At 71.2% G+C, this 13221-nt stretch carries 12 protein-coding genes; 6 read left to right on the top strand and 6 right to left on the bottom strand.

Features of this window, described 5'->3' with window-relative positions; genetic code table 11:
- The first annotated feature begins 214 nt into the window (after positions 1–214).
- Both ACMA1D_RS21460 and ACMA1D_RS21455 read left to right on the top strand, forming a co-directional pair.
- Positions 215–628 carry a RidA family protein gene (locus tag ACMA1D_RS21460; RefSeq protein ID WP_414725635.1) on the top strand — a complete coding sequence of 138 codons (414 nt, stop codon included), beginning with the start codon at positions 215–217 and terminating at the stop codon, positions 626–628.
- 799 nt (positions 629–1427) lie between these two features.
- Positions 1428–3008, top strand: a complete 1581-nt coding sequence (locus ACMA1D_RS21455) for a GntP family permease (protein WP_414725634.1) — start codon at positions 1428–1430, stop codon at positions 3006–3008.
- Positions 3009–3215: 207 nt separating this feature from the next.
- On the opposite strand, the gene ACMA1D_RS21450 is transcribed toward ACMA1D_RS21455, so the two are convergent.
- Positions 3216–4568 (bottom strand): M14 family metallopeptidase, encoded by a 1353-nt coding sequence (locus tag ACMA1D_RS21450; protein ID WP_414725633.1) that lies wholly within the window; start codon positions 4566–4568, stop codon positions 3216–3218.
- Positions 4569–4848: 280 nt separating this feature from the next.
- On the opposite strand from ACMA1D_RS21450, the gene ACMA1D_RS21445 reads away from it, so the two are divergent.
- Positions 4849–5805 (top strand): trypsin-like peptidase domain-containing protein, encoded by a 957-nt coding sequence (locus ACMA1D_RS21445; RefSeq protein WP_414725632.1) that lies wholly within the window; start codon positions 4849–4851, stop codon positions 5803–5805.
- Positions 5806–5968: 163 nt separating this feature from the next.
- Here the strand turns inward: ACMA1D_RS21445 and ACMA1D_RS21440 are convergent, their stop codons facing one another.
- Positions 5969–6817 carry a helix-turn-helix domain-containing protein gene (locus ACMA1D_RS21440; RefSeq protein WP_414725631.1) on the bottom strand — a complete coding sequence of 283 codons (849 nt, stop codon included), beginning with the start codon at positions 6815–6817 and terminating at the stop codon, positions 5969–5971.
- 314 nt (positions 6818–7131) lie between these two features.
- Here ACMA1D_RS21440 and ACMA1D_RS21435 point away from each other — a divergent pair, with 314 nt between their 5' ends.
- Positions 7132–7590 carry a hypothetical protein gene (locus tag ACMA1D_RS21435; RefSeq protein WP_414725630.1) on the top strand — a complete coding sequence of 153 codons (459 nt, stop codon included), beginning with the start codon at positions 7132–7134 and terminating at the stop codon, positions 7588–7590.
- Entirely contained in the window at positions 7587–8096 is a 510-nt protein-coding gene (locus ACMA1D_RS21430; protein WP_414725629.1) for a hypothetical protein, read from the top strand. The genes ACMA1D_RS21435 and ACMA1D_RS21430 overlap by 4 nt, the downstream gene beginning before the upstream one ends.
- Positions 8097–8197: 101 nt before the next feature.
- On the opposite strand, the gene ACMA1D_RS21425 is transcribed toward ACMA1D_RS21430, so the two are convergent.
- The 3 genes from ACMA1D_RS21425 to ACMA1D_RS21415 all read right to left on the bottom strand — a co-directional run bounded on the left by ACMA1D_RS21425 (position 8198) and on the right by ACMA1D_RS21415 (position 10698).
- A complete protein-coding gene (locus tag ACMA1D_RS21425) occupies positions 8198–8890 on the bottom strand; it encodes a pentapeptide repeat-containing protein (RefSeq protein WP_414725628.1) in 693 nt (230 codons plus the stop codon).
- 339 nt (positions 8891–9229) lie between these two features.
- Complete coding sequence (locus tag ACMA1D_RS21420; protein ID WP_414725627.1) at positions 9230–10519, bottom strand: M20 metallopeptidase family protein; 1290 nt, start codon at positions 10517–10519, stop codon at positions 9230–9232.
- A gap of 32 nt (positions 10520–10551) precedes the next feature.
- Positions 10552–10698, bottom strand: a complete 147-nt coding sequence (locus tag ACMA1D_RS21415) for a hypothetical protein (protein WP_414725626.1) — start codon at positions 10696–10698, stop codon at positions 10552–10554.
- A 312-nt stretch (positions 10699–11010) separates the two neighbouring features.
- Between ACMA1D_RS21415 and ACMA1D_RS21410 the strand changes: the two genes are divergently transcribed.
- On the top strand, positions 11011–11475 hold the full coding sequence (locus ACMA1D_RS21410; RefSeq protein WP_414725625.1) for a hypothetical protein: 465 nt from the start codon (positions 11011–11013) through the stop codon (positions 11473–11475).
- A 183-nt stretch (positions 11476–11658) separates the two neighbouring features.
- Here the strand turns inward: ACMA1D_RS21410 and ACMA1D_RS21405 are convergent, their stop codons facing one another.
- Positions 11659–12996: a M14 family metallopeptidase gene (locus ACMA1D_RS21405; protein WP_414725624.1), complete on the bottom strand. Its 1338-nt coding sequence runs from the start codon at positions 12994–12996 to the stop codon at positions 11659–11661.
- Positions 12997–13221: the final 225 nt, after the last annotated feature.

Below are 13221 nucleotides of genomic sequence, written 5' to 3'. Positions count from 1 at the left end.
CCTCGTCCACGGCTCCACCGGCTACGGCCCCCCGTTACCGAACGCCCGCGCCCGCGCTCGCGCGCGTACCGGCGTCCGTGCCCGTGCCCTCGCGCGCATGCGTACGGGCCCCGGCCGATCCAGATGAAATGAAGCGCGTCAGCCGAACCGGCCGGACCAGCCGGGATGGTGTGACCCGTCCGTGTACCAGAGTGAAAGCAGAGGAAGCCCCCGCATGAGCGACAAGCTCCAGAAGACGGCCATCACGCCCGCCACCCACACCGCGCCGCCGGCGAAGTTCTCGCACGGCGTGCGGAAGGGCAACATCCTCCAGGTCGCCGGCCAGGTCGGGTTCCTGCCCGCGGTCGAAGGCCAGGCCCCGACGCCGGCCGGGCCGACGCTGCGCGAGCAGACCCTCCAGACCTTCGCCAACGTCAAGGCGATCCTGGAAGAGGGCGGCGCGAGCTGGGAGGACGTGCTGATGCTGCGCGTCTACCTCACCGACGTCGACCACTTCGCCGAGATGAACGCGATCTACAACGAGTACTTCGCCGACCTGAAGGAGGCCCCGGCGGCCCGTACGACGGTCTACGTGGGCCTGCCCGCCGGGCTGCTCATCGAGATCGACGCACTGGCCGTACTGGGCTGAGCCCCGCCGCCGCGGGCCCTTCGGGCCACCCCCGACCAGGGGCCCGCGGCACCGGGACCGCCCGCCCCGCCCCACCACACCGGGGGCGGGAAGGGCGCGCTTCCCGCCCGCATCTCCCCGGCGCCCGCGCACACCGCGGGGGCCGTGTGCACCACCGCACCACCGTACGAGCCGCACCAGCTCCAGCAGCCTCACGTCGGCAGCCTGACCAGCAGCCGCATCCGACCTTCGCGGTCATCAACCGCCTGTTAAAACAGGCTGGTTGGTGGCCACCCGGGGCGGGTGGGTGAGTCGTCCTGTCGCTGCCCGCGCCGCGTGCACTCCGTACGCACCGCACCCCCGGACCGGGGTCCCGCGCCGTGCCCCGTCGAGCACGCCGCCCGGCCCCGTCGCCGCGAGACCGGCCCCGGAGACCGCCGCTGACCACGGCGCGCACCCGGCGAACCGGCCCCGGCGCACCACCCCCGCGCACCACCGCCGCTGACCACGGCGCGTACGCATCCAAGACCGGCAGGCCCGATACCCCGCCCCCATCGGGCGGGGCGCGTCCGCCCACCCTCTGCAACCCCTCCGCGACACCTGCCGTAAATCCTCGGCGGCACCTTCCGTACCGCACCACCCGTGGCGGCCCACCGGTCCCCGCGGTCACACCCCACCGCTCCACCTCAAGGCACGTGACACCCCACACCTCGCGCCCCCCGTTCACCGGAGCGCGCAGCCCGGTCGCCGGCGTTCGGCCGCCGGGGCGCGCCCCTCCGATCCCTTCACCCGACCGACCCCTGGAAACAACGGAGTTCCCATGTTTCTCGCTGCCGCACCCGCGGCCGAGACGCCGCCGCACACCGGTGGTCTCTTGCTGCTCATCGACGGCACCGCCGGTCTGCTGACCGTCGCCGGCCTCGGCATCGCCCTGCTGCTCTTCCTGATCATCAAGGTGCGCCTCCAGCCCTTCGTCGCGCTGCTCGCGGTCTCCATCGCGGTCGGGCTGGCGGCCGGGCTCTCGGTCACCGAACTCTTCGGCACGGTGCAGAAGTCCGACGCCGTCTCGCTCATCGAATCCGGCATGGGCGGCATCCTCGGCCACGTCGCGATCATCATCGGCCTGGGCACCATGCTCGGCGCGATCCTGGAGGTCTCCGGCGGCGCCGAGGCGCTCAGCGCCCGGCTGCTGACCCTCTTCGGCGAGCGCAGGGCACCGCTGGCGATGGGCCTGACCGGCCTGATCTTCGGCATCCCGGTCTTCTTCGACGTCGGCATCTTCGTCCTGGCGCCGATCGTGTACGCGGCGGCCAAGCGCAGCGGCAAGTCGATCCTGCTGTACTGCATGCCGCTGCTGGCCGGCCTGTCCATGACGCACGCGTTCCTGCCGCCGCACCCGGGCCCGGTCGCCGCGGCCGGACTGCTCGACGTGGACCTCGGCTGGGTCATCCTGATGGGCGTGGTCTGCGGCATCCCCGCGGTGCTCGCCGCCTGGGCGTACGCGGCCTGGATCGGCCACCGCGTCTTCGTCCCCGTACCGCAGGACATGCTGGAGGCGGCCGAGGAGGCCAAGGCCGCGGTCCTCGCCGAACAGCGGGCCAACAGGGCCGCGGCGGGCAAGGGCTCCGCCGGTACGGGCTCCGCCGGCAAGGGAGGCGCCGGCAAGGGAGGCGCCGGTGGTACGGGCGCCGACGGGGCCGGCGACCAGGCGGGTTCGGGTGCCGTGGAGGCGCCGGTTCCGGTCGGCATGGTGCTCGCCATCATCGGCACCCCGCTGCTGCTCATCCTCTGCGCGACCTTCTCCTCCATCGCCTTCGACCCCAGCACGGGCCGCTCGGTCGTGGAGTTCTTCGGCCACCCCTTCGTGGCGCTGACCATCGCGCTGCTGCTCGCGTACTACCTGCTCGGGCTGCGCCGCGGCTGGTCGCGCAAGTCGCTGGAGACGGTCTCCACCGCATCGCTCAAGCCGGTCGGCAACATCCTGCTCGTGGTCGGCGCCGGCGGCGTGTTCGGCGCGGTGCTCAAGGGCAGCGGCGTCGCCCAGGCGCTCGCCGACGCCTTCGACAGCGCGGGCCTGCCGGTCATCGTGCTGGCCTGGCTGATCTCGCTGGTGCTGCGGGTCGCGCAGGGGTCGGCGACGGTGGCCATCGTCACCACGGCCGGCATCGTCTCGCCGCTGCTCGCCGACGGCGACTACTCGCAGGCCCACCTCGCCCTGGTGATCATGGCGATATCCGCCGGCTCGATCTTCGCCTCGCACGTCAACGACGGCGGCTTCTGGATGGTCGCCAAGTACTTCGGCATCTCCGAGCGCGACACCCTCAAGTCCTGGACGGTGCTCGAATCGGTGCTCTCGGTCGTCGGCTTCGTGATGGCCGCCCTGCTCAGCCTGGTGATCTAGCCGGCGGGCAACCCGGCGCGACCGGCCCCGGTGTTCGGCACACTGCCGAATGCCGGGGCCGGCCGCGTCTGTTGTGATGCGGTGCGGTGTGATGCGGTGCGGGCGGCGGGCCAACGAGCCGGCGGGCCGACCGCCGGGCCTGGCGGCCGGCCAGTCAGCCGAGCCCGGCGGTCAGCCGAGCCAGTCGACCCGCCGGCCGCCCATCCGTCAGCCAGCCGAGCAGTACTGCTGCTCCTTGCCGATCGAGCGGTACATGCAGTCGGAGTTCTCCAGCAGGATCAGCACCGCCTCGCGGTTGCGGCTGGTCTCCCGCTCGATGACCTCGTCGGGCGGGTAGAAGCCGCCGCCCCCGCCGCCCGGGCCCGGGTACATCTCGAAGGTGTAGCTGAAGATCTTCTGGTTGCCCCAGAGCCAGTCGCCGATCGCCCCGTCGTTGACGTAGAGGTCGCTGGACTGCTCGGGGGTGTACCCGTTGGTGGCCGCCATCTTGCGGCCGATGGTGGCGAACGCGTCCCGGTCGTCCTGGGTGAGGCCGGCCGCGGTGTCCGCCGTGGTGTAGCCGTACGGCCACAGGATGAGCTGGCTGTACGTGTGGAAGTCGATGTTCGTCTTGATCTGCTGCTTGCCGCCGACGATCCGGCTGCGCACGAAGTCGGCGACCACCTTCACCTCGGGCCCGGACTCGGGCTGCGGGCCGCGGTAGGTGTCCGAGGTCGGGCTGCCGGACGAGCCGCCGCAGCAGCCCCACTTGTGGTTCCAGTTCCGGTTCAGGTCGGTACCGGTGGCGCCGGCGTTCGGCTGCCGGTTCTTGCGCCAACTGCGGTACGAGCCGGTGGCGATGTCGTACTCGCCGCCGTCCGGGTTGACGTCCGGCACGATCCAGATCTCACGGCTGTCGATCAGCTTCTTGATCCGCGCGTCGCTGCCGTACTTGTCGCCGAACTCGCGGAGCAGGTACAGCGCCATCTCCACGGTCAGGTGCTCGCGGGCGTGCTGGTGCGCGGTGAACAGCACCTCGGGCTCCGCCTCGTCGGTGCCGACGTTGTCGCTGATCTTGATCGCGACGATGTCCCGGCCCTGGTAGGACTTGCCGATGACGCGCTTGCTCATGATGTTCGAGTTCTTGGCGACCCGGTCGTTGATCTCGGCCGTCGCCTCCGCGTAGTTGTGGTAGCGCGAGTCGGAGGGCGGGAAGTCGCGCGGCGTCGCCTCCTTGCCGCCGGAGCGCACCGGCGGCCCGGCCAACTCCTTTACCTCGTAACCGAGTTGCCGCACCTGCCGCAGCCCGGCCGGGTCCGCGGTGATGGTGATGGAACCCTTGCGCACCGCGTCGATGACCACGCCGGTGGCGGCCACCTCGGTGCGCTCGGCGACGGTGTCGGGCCCGGTGACCTCGTACTGCCGCGTGGTGTCGGCGGCCTGGGCGCGCTGGGTGGTGGGGGTGGCCTCGTGCGACCCGGAGCCCGCGTCGTCGGCGTTGGCCGCCAGCGGCACGGAGAGGGCGAGGGTGAGCAGGGCGGCGATGACGGTGGTCCGCCGGCCCCTGGTTCGTAGTCGCATGGGGGTCTCCTGGGTGGGGTGTGTCCAGTAGTGCGACGTGCGGCGTGCCGCGCCCGCGGGGGTACGAGCGGACGCGGGGCCCGGTGCGGCGTACGGAGCGCCGTACGGCGTGGGGCGCCGGGGACAGTCTTCGGTTCTGGCATGGCCCGGTCAACATGTGGAGCTGGTGTGAACCCGCCATTTTTTCGAGATTGCGGTCACGTGATTGCCCGGTGGAGTTGACGCGTTCAGAATGCGCATGACAAATTCGCGGCACTTCCTGAGGGAAGGAATCCCCCACGTGAACCGAACCGTCATAGGTGCGCTGTCGGCCCTGGCCCTGAGCGGCTCGCTGGTCGCCGGCATCGGCGCCTCGTCCGCCGTCGCGCAGGACACGGACACCGCCTCGGCCCGGGCGGGCAGCACAGCCCCCGCTGCGGCGACCCCCAAGCTCAACGCCGTGACGTACGAGGGCACGGTGGCACTCAGCAACTGCTCAGGCTCCGTCGTCAAGTTGCCCAGCTCCACCGACCAGGACCCGGCCCTCGTCCTGACCAACGGCCACTGCCTGGAAGGCGGCATGCCGGGCGCCGGCCAGGTGCTGGTGAACCAGCCCTCCAGCCGCAGCTTCACGCTGCTGAACGCGAGCGCGGGCACAGCAGGCACGGTGCGCGCCAGCAAGCTCCTCTACGGCACGATGACCGACACGGACGCGGCGATCTACCAGGTCAACGCCACGTACGCGCAGATCAAGCAGCGCTACAACGTCAACGCCCTGGAACTGTCCGCCGAGCGGCCCACCTCCGGCGCCACCATCAAGGTCGTCTCCGGCTACTGGAAGCGGACGTACACCTGCAACGTCAACGGCTTCGTCAACCAGCTCCGCGAGGGCAACTGGACCTGGAAGGACTCGGTCCGCTACACCTCGCCGTGCAACGTCATCGGAGGCACGTCGGGCTCCCCGGTGATCGACGCCAACAGCGGCAAGGTGGTCGCGGTCAACAACACGATCAACGAGTCGGGCCAGCGCTGCACCATGAACAACCCGTGCGAGGTCGACCAGAACGGCCAGGTCACGGTCCGCCGCGGCATCGGCTACGCCCAGCAGACGTACCAGCTCACCCGCTGCTTCGGCCCCGGCAACGTGCTCGACCTCAACCAGGCCGGCTGCACGGTGCCCAAGCCGCGCTGGGCCCAGGCCCCCGCCGCTGACCGCCTGGTGACCTCGGCTGCGCCGGGCCTCATCGCGCAGAAGTGAGCGCGGACTTACCCCTTTTAGCCTTGCTGTCCCGCCCGCCCCCTGCGCGGCCGATCTGGCCGGCCGCGCGGGGGGCGTCGTGGTGCGACCCCGTCCCGGGGCGCGCCTGAGGGCGGGTGCCTTGCGGTCATGGCCTTGGCGGCGGGCTGGTTGGTGCTGGGGGTCATGCCGGAGGGGCGGGGGCCCGTCCTTCTGCCGCGTAGTGGCGGATGAGGTCGAGAGAGGCGGATGGGGTCAGGGCTTGCGCGCGCACCACATCGAATTGGTGCATGAGATCAACGACGAGTCTCGGGGCGTCAACGGCTTCGCTGGTGCGGTAGCTCTCGACGAGGGCGGTTGTAGCGCCGTTCTCCATGGTGAGCAGAGTGAGGCTGCCGCCCATGAGCGGGTGGAACGGCTCGGTGAATGGCAGAACCTGGAGGTTGATGTGCGGCTGTTCGGCGACAAGGAGTAGGTGCTTGAGTTGTCGAGCCATGATGTGTTGATCAGAGGCCAGGCGCCGCAAAGCTGACTCATCCATGACTGCCCAGTACTGCGGTGGGTCGGGGCTGTCGAGCAGCCGTTGTCTGGTCAGTCGAGACGCTACGCGCGCGTCCAGGTCTGGCAGTTCTTTCTGCTGAAGTCCTAGGGAGAAATGCGCTCTCGCGTAATCCTCGACCTGTAAGAGCGAAGGCACCAGACTGCTGGTGAACACCTGAAGTCGGACGCATTTGGCTTCGAGGGGACGGCAGTTGTAGTTGTGCTTGGTTGCCAACCATTCCTGAGCTGCAGCCAGCGCGTCGGCGAAAAGTCCGCATGTCGAGAAGTAGTCATCCAATGCGTCGGCCAGCGCTTCGGACGGCAATTGCTCGTGTCGCTCGACCCGTCCGATGTACGAGTGGGGGTAGTGCAGTTCTGCTGCGAGGGCGCGGAGGGAGAGCCCGGCCCGCTCGCGTAGCCGTCTGAGGTGTCGTCCGGGGAGGGTGCAGGCCGTTGCGCTCTGACCCGACACGGCCGCCTCGTGCAGCTTCATCCCCTGTGACCTCCTCGTGCGTGGTGTGACCTCCGGGTGGCAGGTCCCGGGGCGCTGGTTGTGAGCGTAGTGCGCATGAGGCAATTCTGTAGGGGGTTGGTCGCCATGCGTGACCGTGTTCGGCGTTGGCGTCGTATGGCCATTCGTGTCAATTCCGCTGCGTCGCGGTCACGTTGTTGATATCCGTTGTGAGGAATGAACACTGCTCATGATCCGAGAGCACGCAAAGCCCATCAGGGCTCACCGTCACCATTCCGCTGAACCGCCGATTCCTGCCGGCCCGCGAACCGTCGCGCCCGCACGGAGGTGCCCCGATGAGTGACGTGTCCGAGGTCTGCCCCGGTGACGTGCCCCCGCCGTCCGGCGTGGACGGGGAGACCGGTTTTCCCGCGGGATACACCCGCGCCCTGCACTACGTACTGACCGGCGAACACGAGATCCACACCGTTGCCGGAGTCGTACTGCGATTCTTCCTCGCCGACGGGGTGCGGCCGGGGGAGAACGCCGCATGGCGGCCCGTATCGGATCGTGAGTTTCAACTCGCGTACGAAAACTCGCTGTTCGACATGGACGCCGCGCTGCGGAACGAGATCCGGCCCAATGCGCGGCACGTGCAGTGCGCCGTGGACGACCTGGCGGGAACGGGCGGATACCTGTGGTCGGACGGGTACGCCGAGGCGGGGGCGATGACCGCGAACGGGAAGTCGCCGGAGGAATGCGGCCTTGACCTGGCCGAGGTGTGGGAGAACGCGGCGCTGGAGGGCGGGGCATGAGCGGGGCGCTGAGGTTACGGGTGGTGCTGTTGGTGTGGAAGCCGCAGGTGCCGGACGACCCGATGGACGTGACCCAGGGGTGGCCGGACGTCCTGCAAGTACAACTGGCCCGTGATCACACGGTGTGGGAGCCGCCGGGCGTGGTCGTACGGCCCGGTGAGCAGTTGGCGGAGGCCGCGGCGAGGGTGGCGGGCGCGCTGGGGCTGACGTCGCCAAAGGCCCGACGGGTGCTGGCGGTGGACGAATACCCGGCGGACGAGGACGCGCCGGCGGAGATCATCCTGCTGCTGGACGGCGGCTGGTGCACGGACGCGGACGTCATCGACGTGCCGGAATGCCTGTGCGCCCACGAGCGCGACTGCGCGCACCGGCGACGCTGGGCAACGGCCGAGCAGGCGTGCGCGACGGACGCGGCACTCACGGCGGGGCTGGGGGCCGCGGTGGGGGCGACCCCGGCGTTCGTCATCGAGCGGAAGGAGGAGTGCCGGGGGCGGGGGGAGGGGTAGCGCACGGGGCGGTGTGGAGGTGGGGTGGGGCGCTGGGCCCGCGCCCCTGGGGGCTGGCTCGCCCCACCCCCAATCCAGGGCCCACGGCCCCGACACACCCCCTACCCCCTCCACCCCCCACCCCCATCCCCGAACCCCACCTCAAGCTCCACCGCCAGGGCCTCCGCCAACTGCGTCGTCTGGGTGCGGTCGATGACGATCTGCTGGAGGTGGAAGAGGCCGCGGATGCGGGAGAGGTCGTTGCCGCGGAGGTCGAGGCCGCGGTAGGTGCCGCCGTCGAACTCGGTCAGCCACAGGGTGCAGCCGTCGAGCAGGGCCGTGCGGGCGTCGGCGGTGGCGAAGACCGTCTCGCGCAGGGAGCAGGCGGAGAAGATCACCGGGCCGGTGCAGCGGATGCGGGTCAGCACGCTGTAGTCCAGTGTGCAGTTCTCGAACAAGACGTTGTCCAGCGTGAGGTCGTCCAGTGCGGCGCCCACGAGCGTGCAGTCGCGGAAGACGGTGCGCGAGAGCCGGCTGTCGGACCAGCGCAGGGACGCCAGGTCGCAGCCGCTGAACTGCACCGAGTCGATGCGCAGCTTCTCCAGCCTGGTGCGTTCGGTGCGCAGTCCGCTGATCCGGCCGTCCTGCAAGTCGGTGTCGAGGAGATGGAGTTCGCGCAGGTCGGCGGCGGTGTAGCGGAAGGCTGCGAGGTGGCCGTGGCCGTCGCTGAGGGAGGTGACGCGGGGGAGGTAGCGGTCGGGTGCCAGGGGGCAGGGGAGGACCACGCTCGTGCGGCGGATCGTGCGCGTGCCCATGGGGGGCCTTTCTGCGGTACGGGTCGCTCGACGACGGCGGCGGGGCTCCGCCCGGGGAGCCCCGCCGCCGACACCGAGTCGTTGCTCGGTCGTTGTGCAGTTATCTCAGGGCCCCGCGGTCCCGTACCAGATCTTTGTGCAGATGTTGGTCACATCATGACGTTCTGGATATATCGGGAGGTGGTGGCTGGGGGCTCGCGGCCGTGTCCTAGGGGGTGCTGCGGGGCCCGGCGGGGGTGCCCCCACCGGCTCCCCGCACCGCAGTTGGCCCCGTCGGGCCCGTACCCCGCCCCACGCTCGGTGTCCGCGCAGCCCGTACCGTCCCATCAGCCCGCCCCCTCACCCCCCGCAGCTCCGCCGCCCCAGCCACGTGCTCATCGTCCGTACGCCCAGGGCGATGGCCCGCTCGTCCGGGACGAACGTCGTGAAGTGCGGATAGCTGGCGGTGATGGGAGTGCCGGGGGTGCGGACGCCCAGATAGGTGAAGGTGCCGGGGACGTGGTCCAGGTACAGGGCGAAGTCCTCGCCGCTGAACGGCGGGAACGCGGTGTGCAGCGGGGTCACCGCGGCGCGCCCCAGGGTGTGCCTGAGGTGCCGGACCAGGGCGCGGCCCTCGCGCTCGGGGCAGACCAGGGCCGGGAACGGGTCGCCGGGGAAGCGGACCCGCGCCCCGGGGTAGCGGGCGGCGGTGCGGCGGATGTCCTCGCGTACCTGGGCGTACCGTTCCTGCGGCCAACAGCGGTACGACACGCCCACCGTCGCCTCGCGCGCCCTGGCCTGGAGCGAGACGAACGTGGCCAGCGGGCCGTTCGGCACCAGCGAATCGGCCACGATGCGCTCCAGATCGGCATCGCCCTTCGGCATCGGAACCGTCGCGAGAGCGCCGAGTTCGGCCGCCAGCCGCTGCGCTTCCCGTACGGCGTCCGGGCCGGTGACCGTCAGCTCCGCCTTGTCCTGCCCGGGCATGCCGTAACCGGCGGTGGTGGCGAACTGGCCGACCGGGAAGGGGCCGCAGTGCAGCGCGTGGATCTCCGATACGCCGAGCCGCTGCAACACGCCCGACTTCAGCACCGCTTCGGCCCCCGACAGGGCCTCCTCGGCCGGCTGGAAGACGAAGACGACGGTGCCGCTGAGCTCCCGCCGCAGCCGGGCGAGTACCTGGGCGATGCCGATGCCCATGGTCGTGTGCAGGTCGTGGCCGCACAGGTGAGCCGGTTCGGTGCCGCCGCCGATGATGTCCTTCGGCGGCACCGCGTCCATGTCGGCCCGGTACGCGACGGTCCGGCCCGGCCGCGCGCCGCGCAGTACGCCGATGACGCCGTACCCGCCGACACCGGCCCGTACGGCGAGCCCCGCCGCGCGCAGCTCGCGGGCGACGACGCCGGCGGTGCGCTGCTCCTGGCCGGGCGGCTCCGGGTGGCTGTGCAGGTCGCGGCGGAGCGCGATCAAGTCGGCCGTACGGCGGGCCACTTCCGCGTCCACGGCGTGCTGGCTGAGCTGGCCGTTCCCTGACCCGTGCCCGCGGGCGGCGGCACTGCCGGCCGCTCCCCAGGCGAGACCTGCCCCGGCCGCAGCCGTACCGGCGAGGAGCGTACGACGCGCGACGCTGTGCTTATCCGAACGATTCACTGTTCCCCCTTGATGGCCTTCTTGCCGACCTTCTACTGACCACTTGCTGACTTGCTGACCTTGTTGCTGGCCTTCGCGCGGACCTTCTTGACGGCCTGCTCGCTGGCCTTCTCGATGACCCGCGGACGAGCTTCCCGCCCCGGCCGGTGGTGCCCGCGGGGCGGCTTGAATACGTCCATGATCGAGGGCCCGCCCATCCGTTGACCAACCGTCCGGGACCCGGAGCGGGGTGGCCCGGGGGCCCAGTTGGGGGGTCGGGTTATCCCCAGGGCGGGGCGTAGACGGCGACGCGCCGGCACGCCGCACGGCCAGCATCGCCCTCCTCGTCCGCTGCGAATCCGGACGCCGTCTCGACGGGCCAGGCAGGGGACTCGAAGACCCGGGTTCCCACTCCGGCGCCGACGGTGGGGGAGCGTACGGCCGGGATAAGGTCAGGCGGCAGCGGCAACCCTCGTGGGGAGACAGGGGCCAGCCCAGATGGAGCGCGCGACATGACCGTCACCTGGCGCACCGCCCTCTCGTACGCGTTGGCCGTCGCCGTCGGGGCATGGCTGGTCGGTGCCGGGGTGGACCTCGCCTGGTCGGTGGCTGCGGGCGGACTCGGTGCCTGGTTCTCGCTCTGGGTGGCGGACCCGCTCGTCCACGCCCTGACGGCCGTCACGGCGTTCGCCCTCACCCTGGCCCGCCGCATCGACAGTCCGCTGCCGACGTGGCGCGTGCCGCTGGTCGACGGAAGCCTGTATCTGCTGGTCCTGTTGGTGGGGAACGGCCTGGCGGCGTGGCGGACGGGGGCCGAATCACCGGTCGATGACGCGTTCGTGATGGCCAGCTTCGCGCTCTTGGGCCTCCAGTTGCCGGCCGCCTGGGTGCTGAGCGCCTGGCGCGCCCACCACCTGCGGCTCGTCGTCGGCCGCAGCGGTGGTGGCTGGTCGGCGGCCCGGGACACGCGGCGCTGATCCCGGGCCCGGCGCCGAGCGGCCCCAGCGCCCCCGGGCCCGGCGCCCAACCCAACCCGCAAGCCTCGGGCGGCCCAAGCCCGAGCCCCACCCCAACCCCAGGTCGGCGCCCCAACGCCCGACGTGCCCAACGCCCAGCGGGGCCCCGGCACTCGCCGGAGCCCCGCCGCGTTCACGGCCCGGCTACCGCGCCGAGCAGTACTGCTGTTCCTTGCCGATCACCCGGTACATGCAGTCCGCGTTCTCCGCCAGGCGGAGTACCGCTTCCCGGTTGCGGCTGGTTTCGCGCTCGATGACCTCGTCGGGCGGGTAGAAGCCGCCGCTGCCGCCGAACATCTCGAAGGTGTACGTGAAGATCTTCTGCGTGGCCCACATCCAGTCGTCGGCCGAGCCGTCCGTCACGTACAGGTCGCTGGCCTGCTCGGGGGAGTAGCGGTTGGTGGAGGCGAGTTGCTTGCCGAACGTGGCGAAGACGTTGTGGTCGTCCTGGGTCATGCCGGGGGCGGTGTCGGCCGAGGTGTAGCCGTACGGCCACAGCACCAACTCGCCGTAGGTGTGGAAGTCGATCGCCGCCTTGATCTGCTGCTTCCCGCCCACGACGCGGCTACGGACGAAGTTGGCGACCACCTTCACCTCGGGCGCCGACTCGGCCGCGGAGCCGCGGTAGTCGTCGGCACGTGGGTTGGGGCTCGAACCGTTGCAGCAGGCCCACTTGTGCGCCCAGTTGCGGTTGAGGTCGGTGCCGACGGCCGTGCTGCCCTGGTTGGGCTGACGGTTCTTGCGCCACATCCGGTACTGGCCGCCGGTGATGTCGTACTCGCCGCCGTCCGGGTTGACGTCCGGCACGATCCAGATCTCGCGGCCGTCCACGGCCTTGGTGATCCGGTCGTCCTTGCCGTACTTGTCGCCGAACTCGCGGAGCAGGTACAGCGCCATCTCCACGGTCAGGTGCTCGCGGGCGTGCTGGTGCGCCGTGAACAGGACCTCGGGCTCCGCCTCGTCCTGGGCCACGTTGTCGCTGATCTTGATGGCGTGGATGCTCCGGCCCTCGACCGTGGTGCCGATCACCTTCTTGGCGATCCGGTCGGGGTGCTTGGCGACGGCCGCGTCGATCGCGGCCACCGTCTCGCGGTAGTTGTGGTAGCCGGCGTCGTCGGCCGGGAAGTCCCGGGTATCGGCCTTGGCGGCCGGGCCACCGCGCCGCGGCGGGCCGGGCAGCTCCTTCGTCTCGTACCCGAGTGCGTGGACCTGGCGCAGCTCCTCCGGTTGGGCCGTGATGACCGTCGTGGTGCCGCGCGCGGTGTCGATCGTGGCGCCCGTGCCGGCGATCAGGGTGCGCTCGGCCGCGGTACGGACGTCGCGCACCTCGTACTGGTGGGGTATCGGCTCGGCGTCGGCCGTCGCCGTCGTGCGGGCGGCGGTCGGCTGGTGGGCCTCGGCCGCGATCGGGGCCGCCAGGGCCAGGGCGATGAGGGCGGCGACGGCGGTGGTGGTGCGCCGGCCGCGGATGCGCAGTCGCAAGGTGCACTCCAGGGGGGTTCCAGAGCGACGGGTGGGGGGTGTGCTGTGGGCGGTGGCCGCCCGGATCCCGCTCATGGTTGACGGTTGACGGGACGCGGTCAAGGGGCGAGATATCGCCAGTCCCGCCGCCACCGGCCGTGCGGGGTGCGCCCGCCGCGCGTGGACGAGGGCGCGGCGGCGGGTGCCGAAGGTGCCGTGCGTACGCGCCGGGGCGCGGCCCCGGCG

Source organism: Streptomyces sp. 796.1, assembly GCF_047525675.1.
Taxonomy (GTDB): Bacteria; Actinomycetota; Actinomycetes; order Streptomycetales; family Streptomycetaceae; genus Streptomyces.
Note: the sequence above shows the minus strand (reverse complement) of the source record. Positions and strands in the feature narration are given on the sequence as shown.

Excerpts from the sequence above, each read along its gene's own strand:
- ACMA1D_RS21425 (WP_414725628.1), bottom strand. The coding sequence starts at position 8,890 with ATGGGCACGCGCACGATCCGCCGCACGAGCGTGGTCCTCCCCTGCCCC.
- ACMA1D_RS21415 (WP_414725626.1), bottom strand. The coding sequence starts at position 10,698 with ATGGACGTATTCAAGCCGCCCCGCGGGCACCACCGGCCGGGGCGGGAA.
- ACMA1D_RS21435 (WP_414725630.1), top strand. The coding sequence starts at position 7,132 with ATGAGTGACGTGTCCGAGGTCTGCCCCGGTGACGTGCCCCCGCCGTCC.
- ACMA1D_RS21410 (WP_414725625.1), top strand. The coding sequence starts at position 11,011 with ATGACCGTCACCTGGCGCACCGCCCTCTCGTACGCGTTGGCCGTCGCC.
- ACMA1D_RS21460 (WP_414725635.1), top strand. The coding sequence starts at position 215 with ATGAGCGACAAGCTCCAGAAGACGGCCATCACGCCCGCCACCCACACC.
- ACMA1D_RS21450 (WP_414725633.1), bottom strand. The coding sequence starts at position 4,568 with ATGCGACTACGAACCAGGGGCCGGCGGACCACCGTCATCGCCGCCCTG.
- ACMA1D_RS21430 (WP_414725629.1), top strand. The coding sequence starts at position 7,587 with ATGAGCGGGGCGCTGAGGTTACGGGTGGTGCTGTTGGTGTGGAAGCCG.
- ACMA1D_RS21440 (WP_414725631.1), bottom strand. The coding sequence starts at position 6,817 with ATGAAGCTGCACGAGGCGGCCGTGTCGGGTCAGAGCGCAACGGCCTGC.
- ACMA1D_RS21455 (WP_414725634.1), top strand. The coding sequence starts at position 1,428 with ATGTTTCTCGCTGCCGCACCCGCGGCCGAGACGCCGCCGCACACCGGT.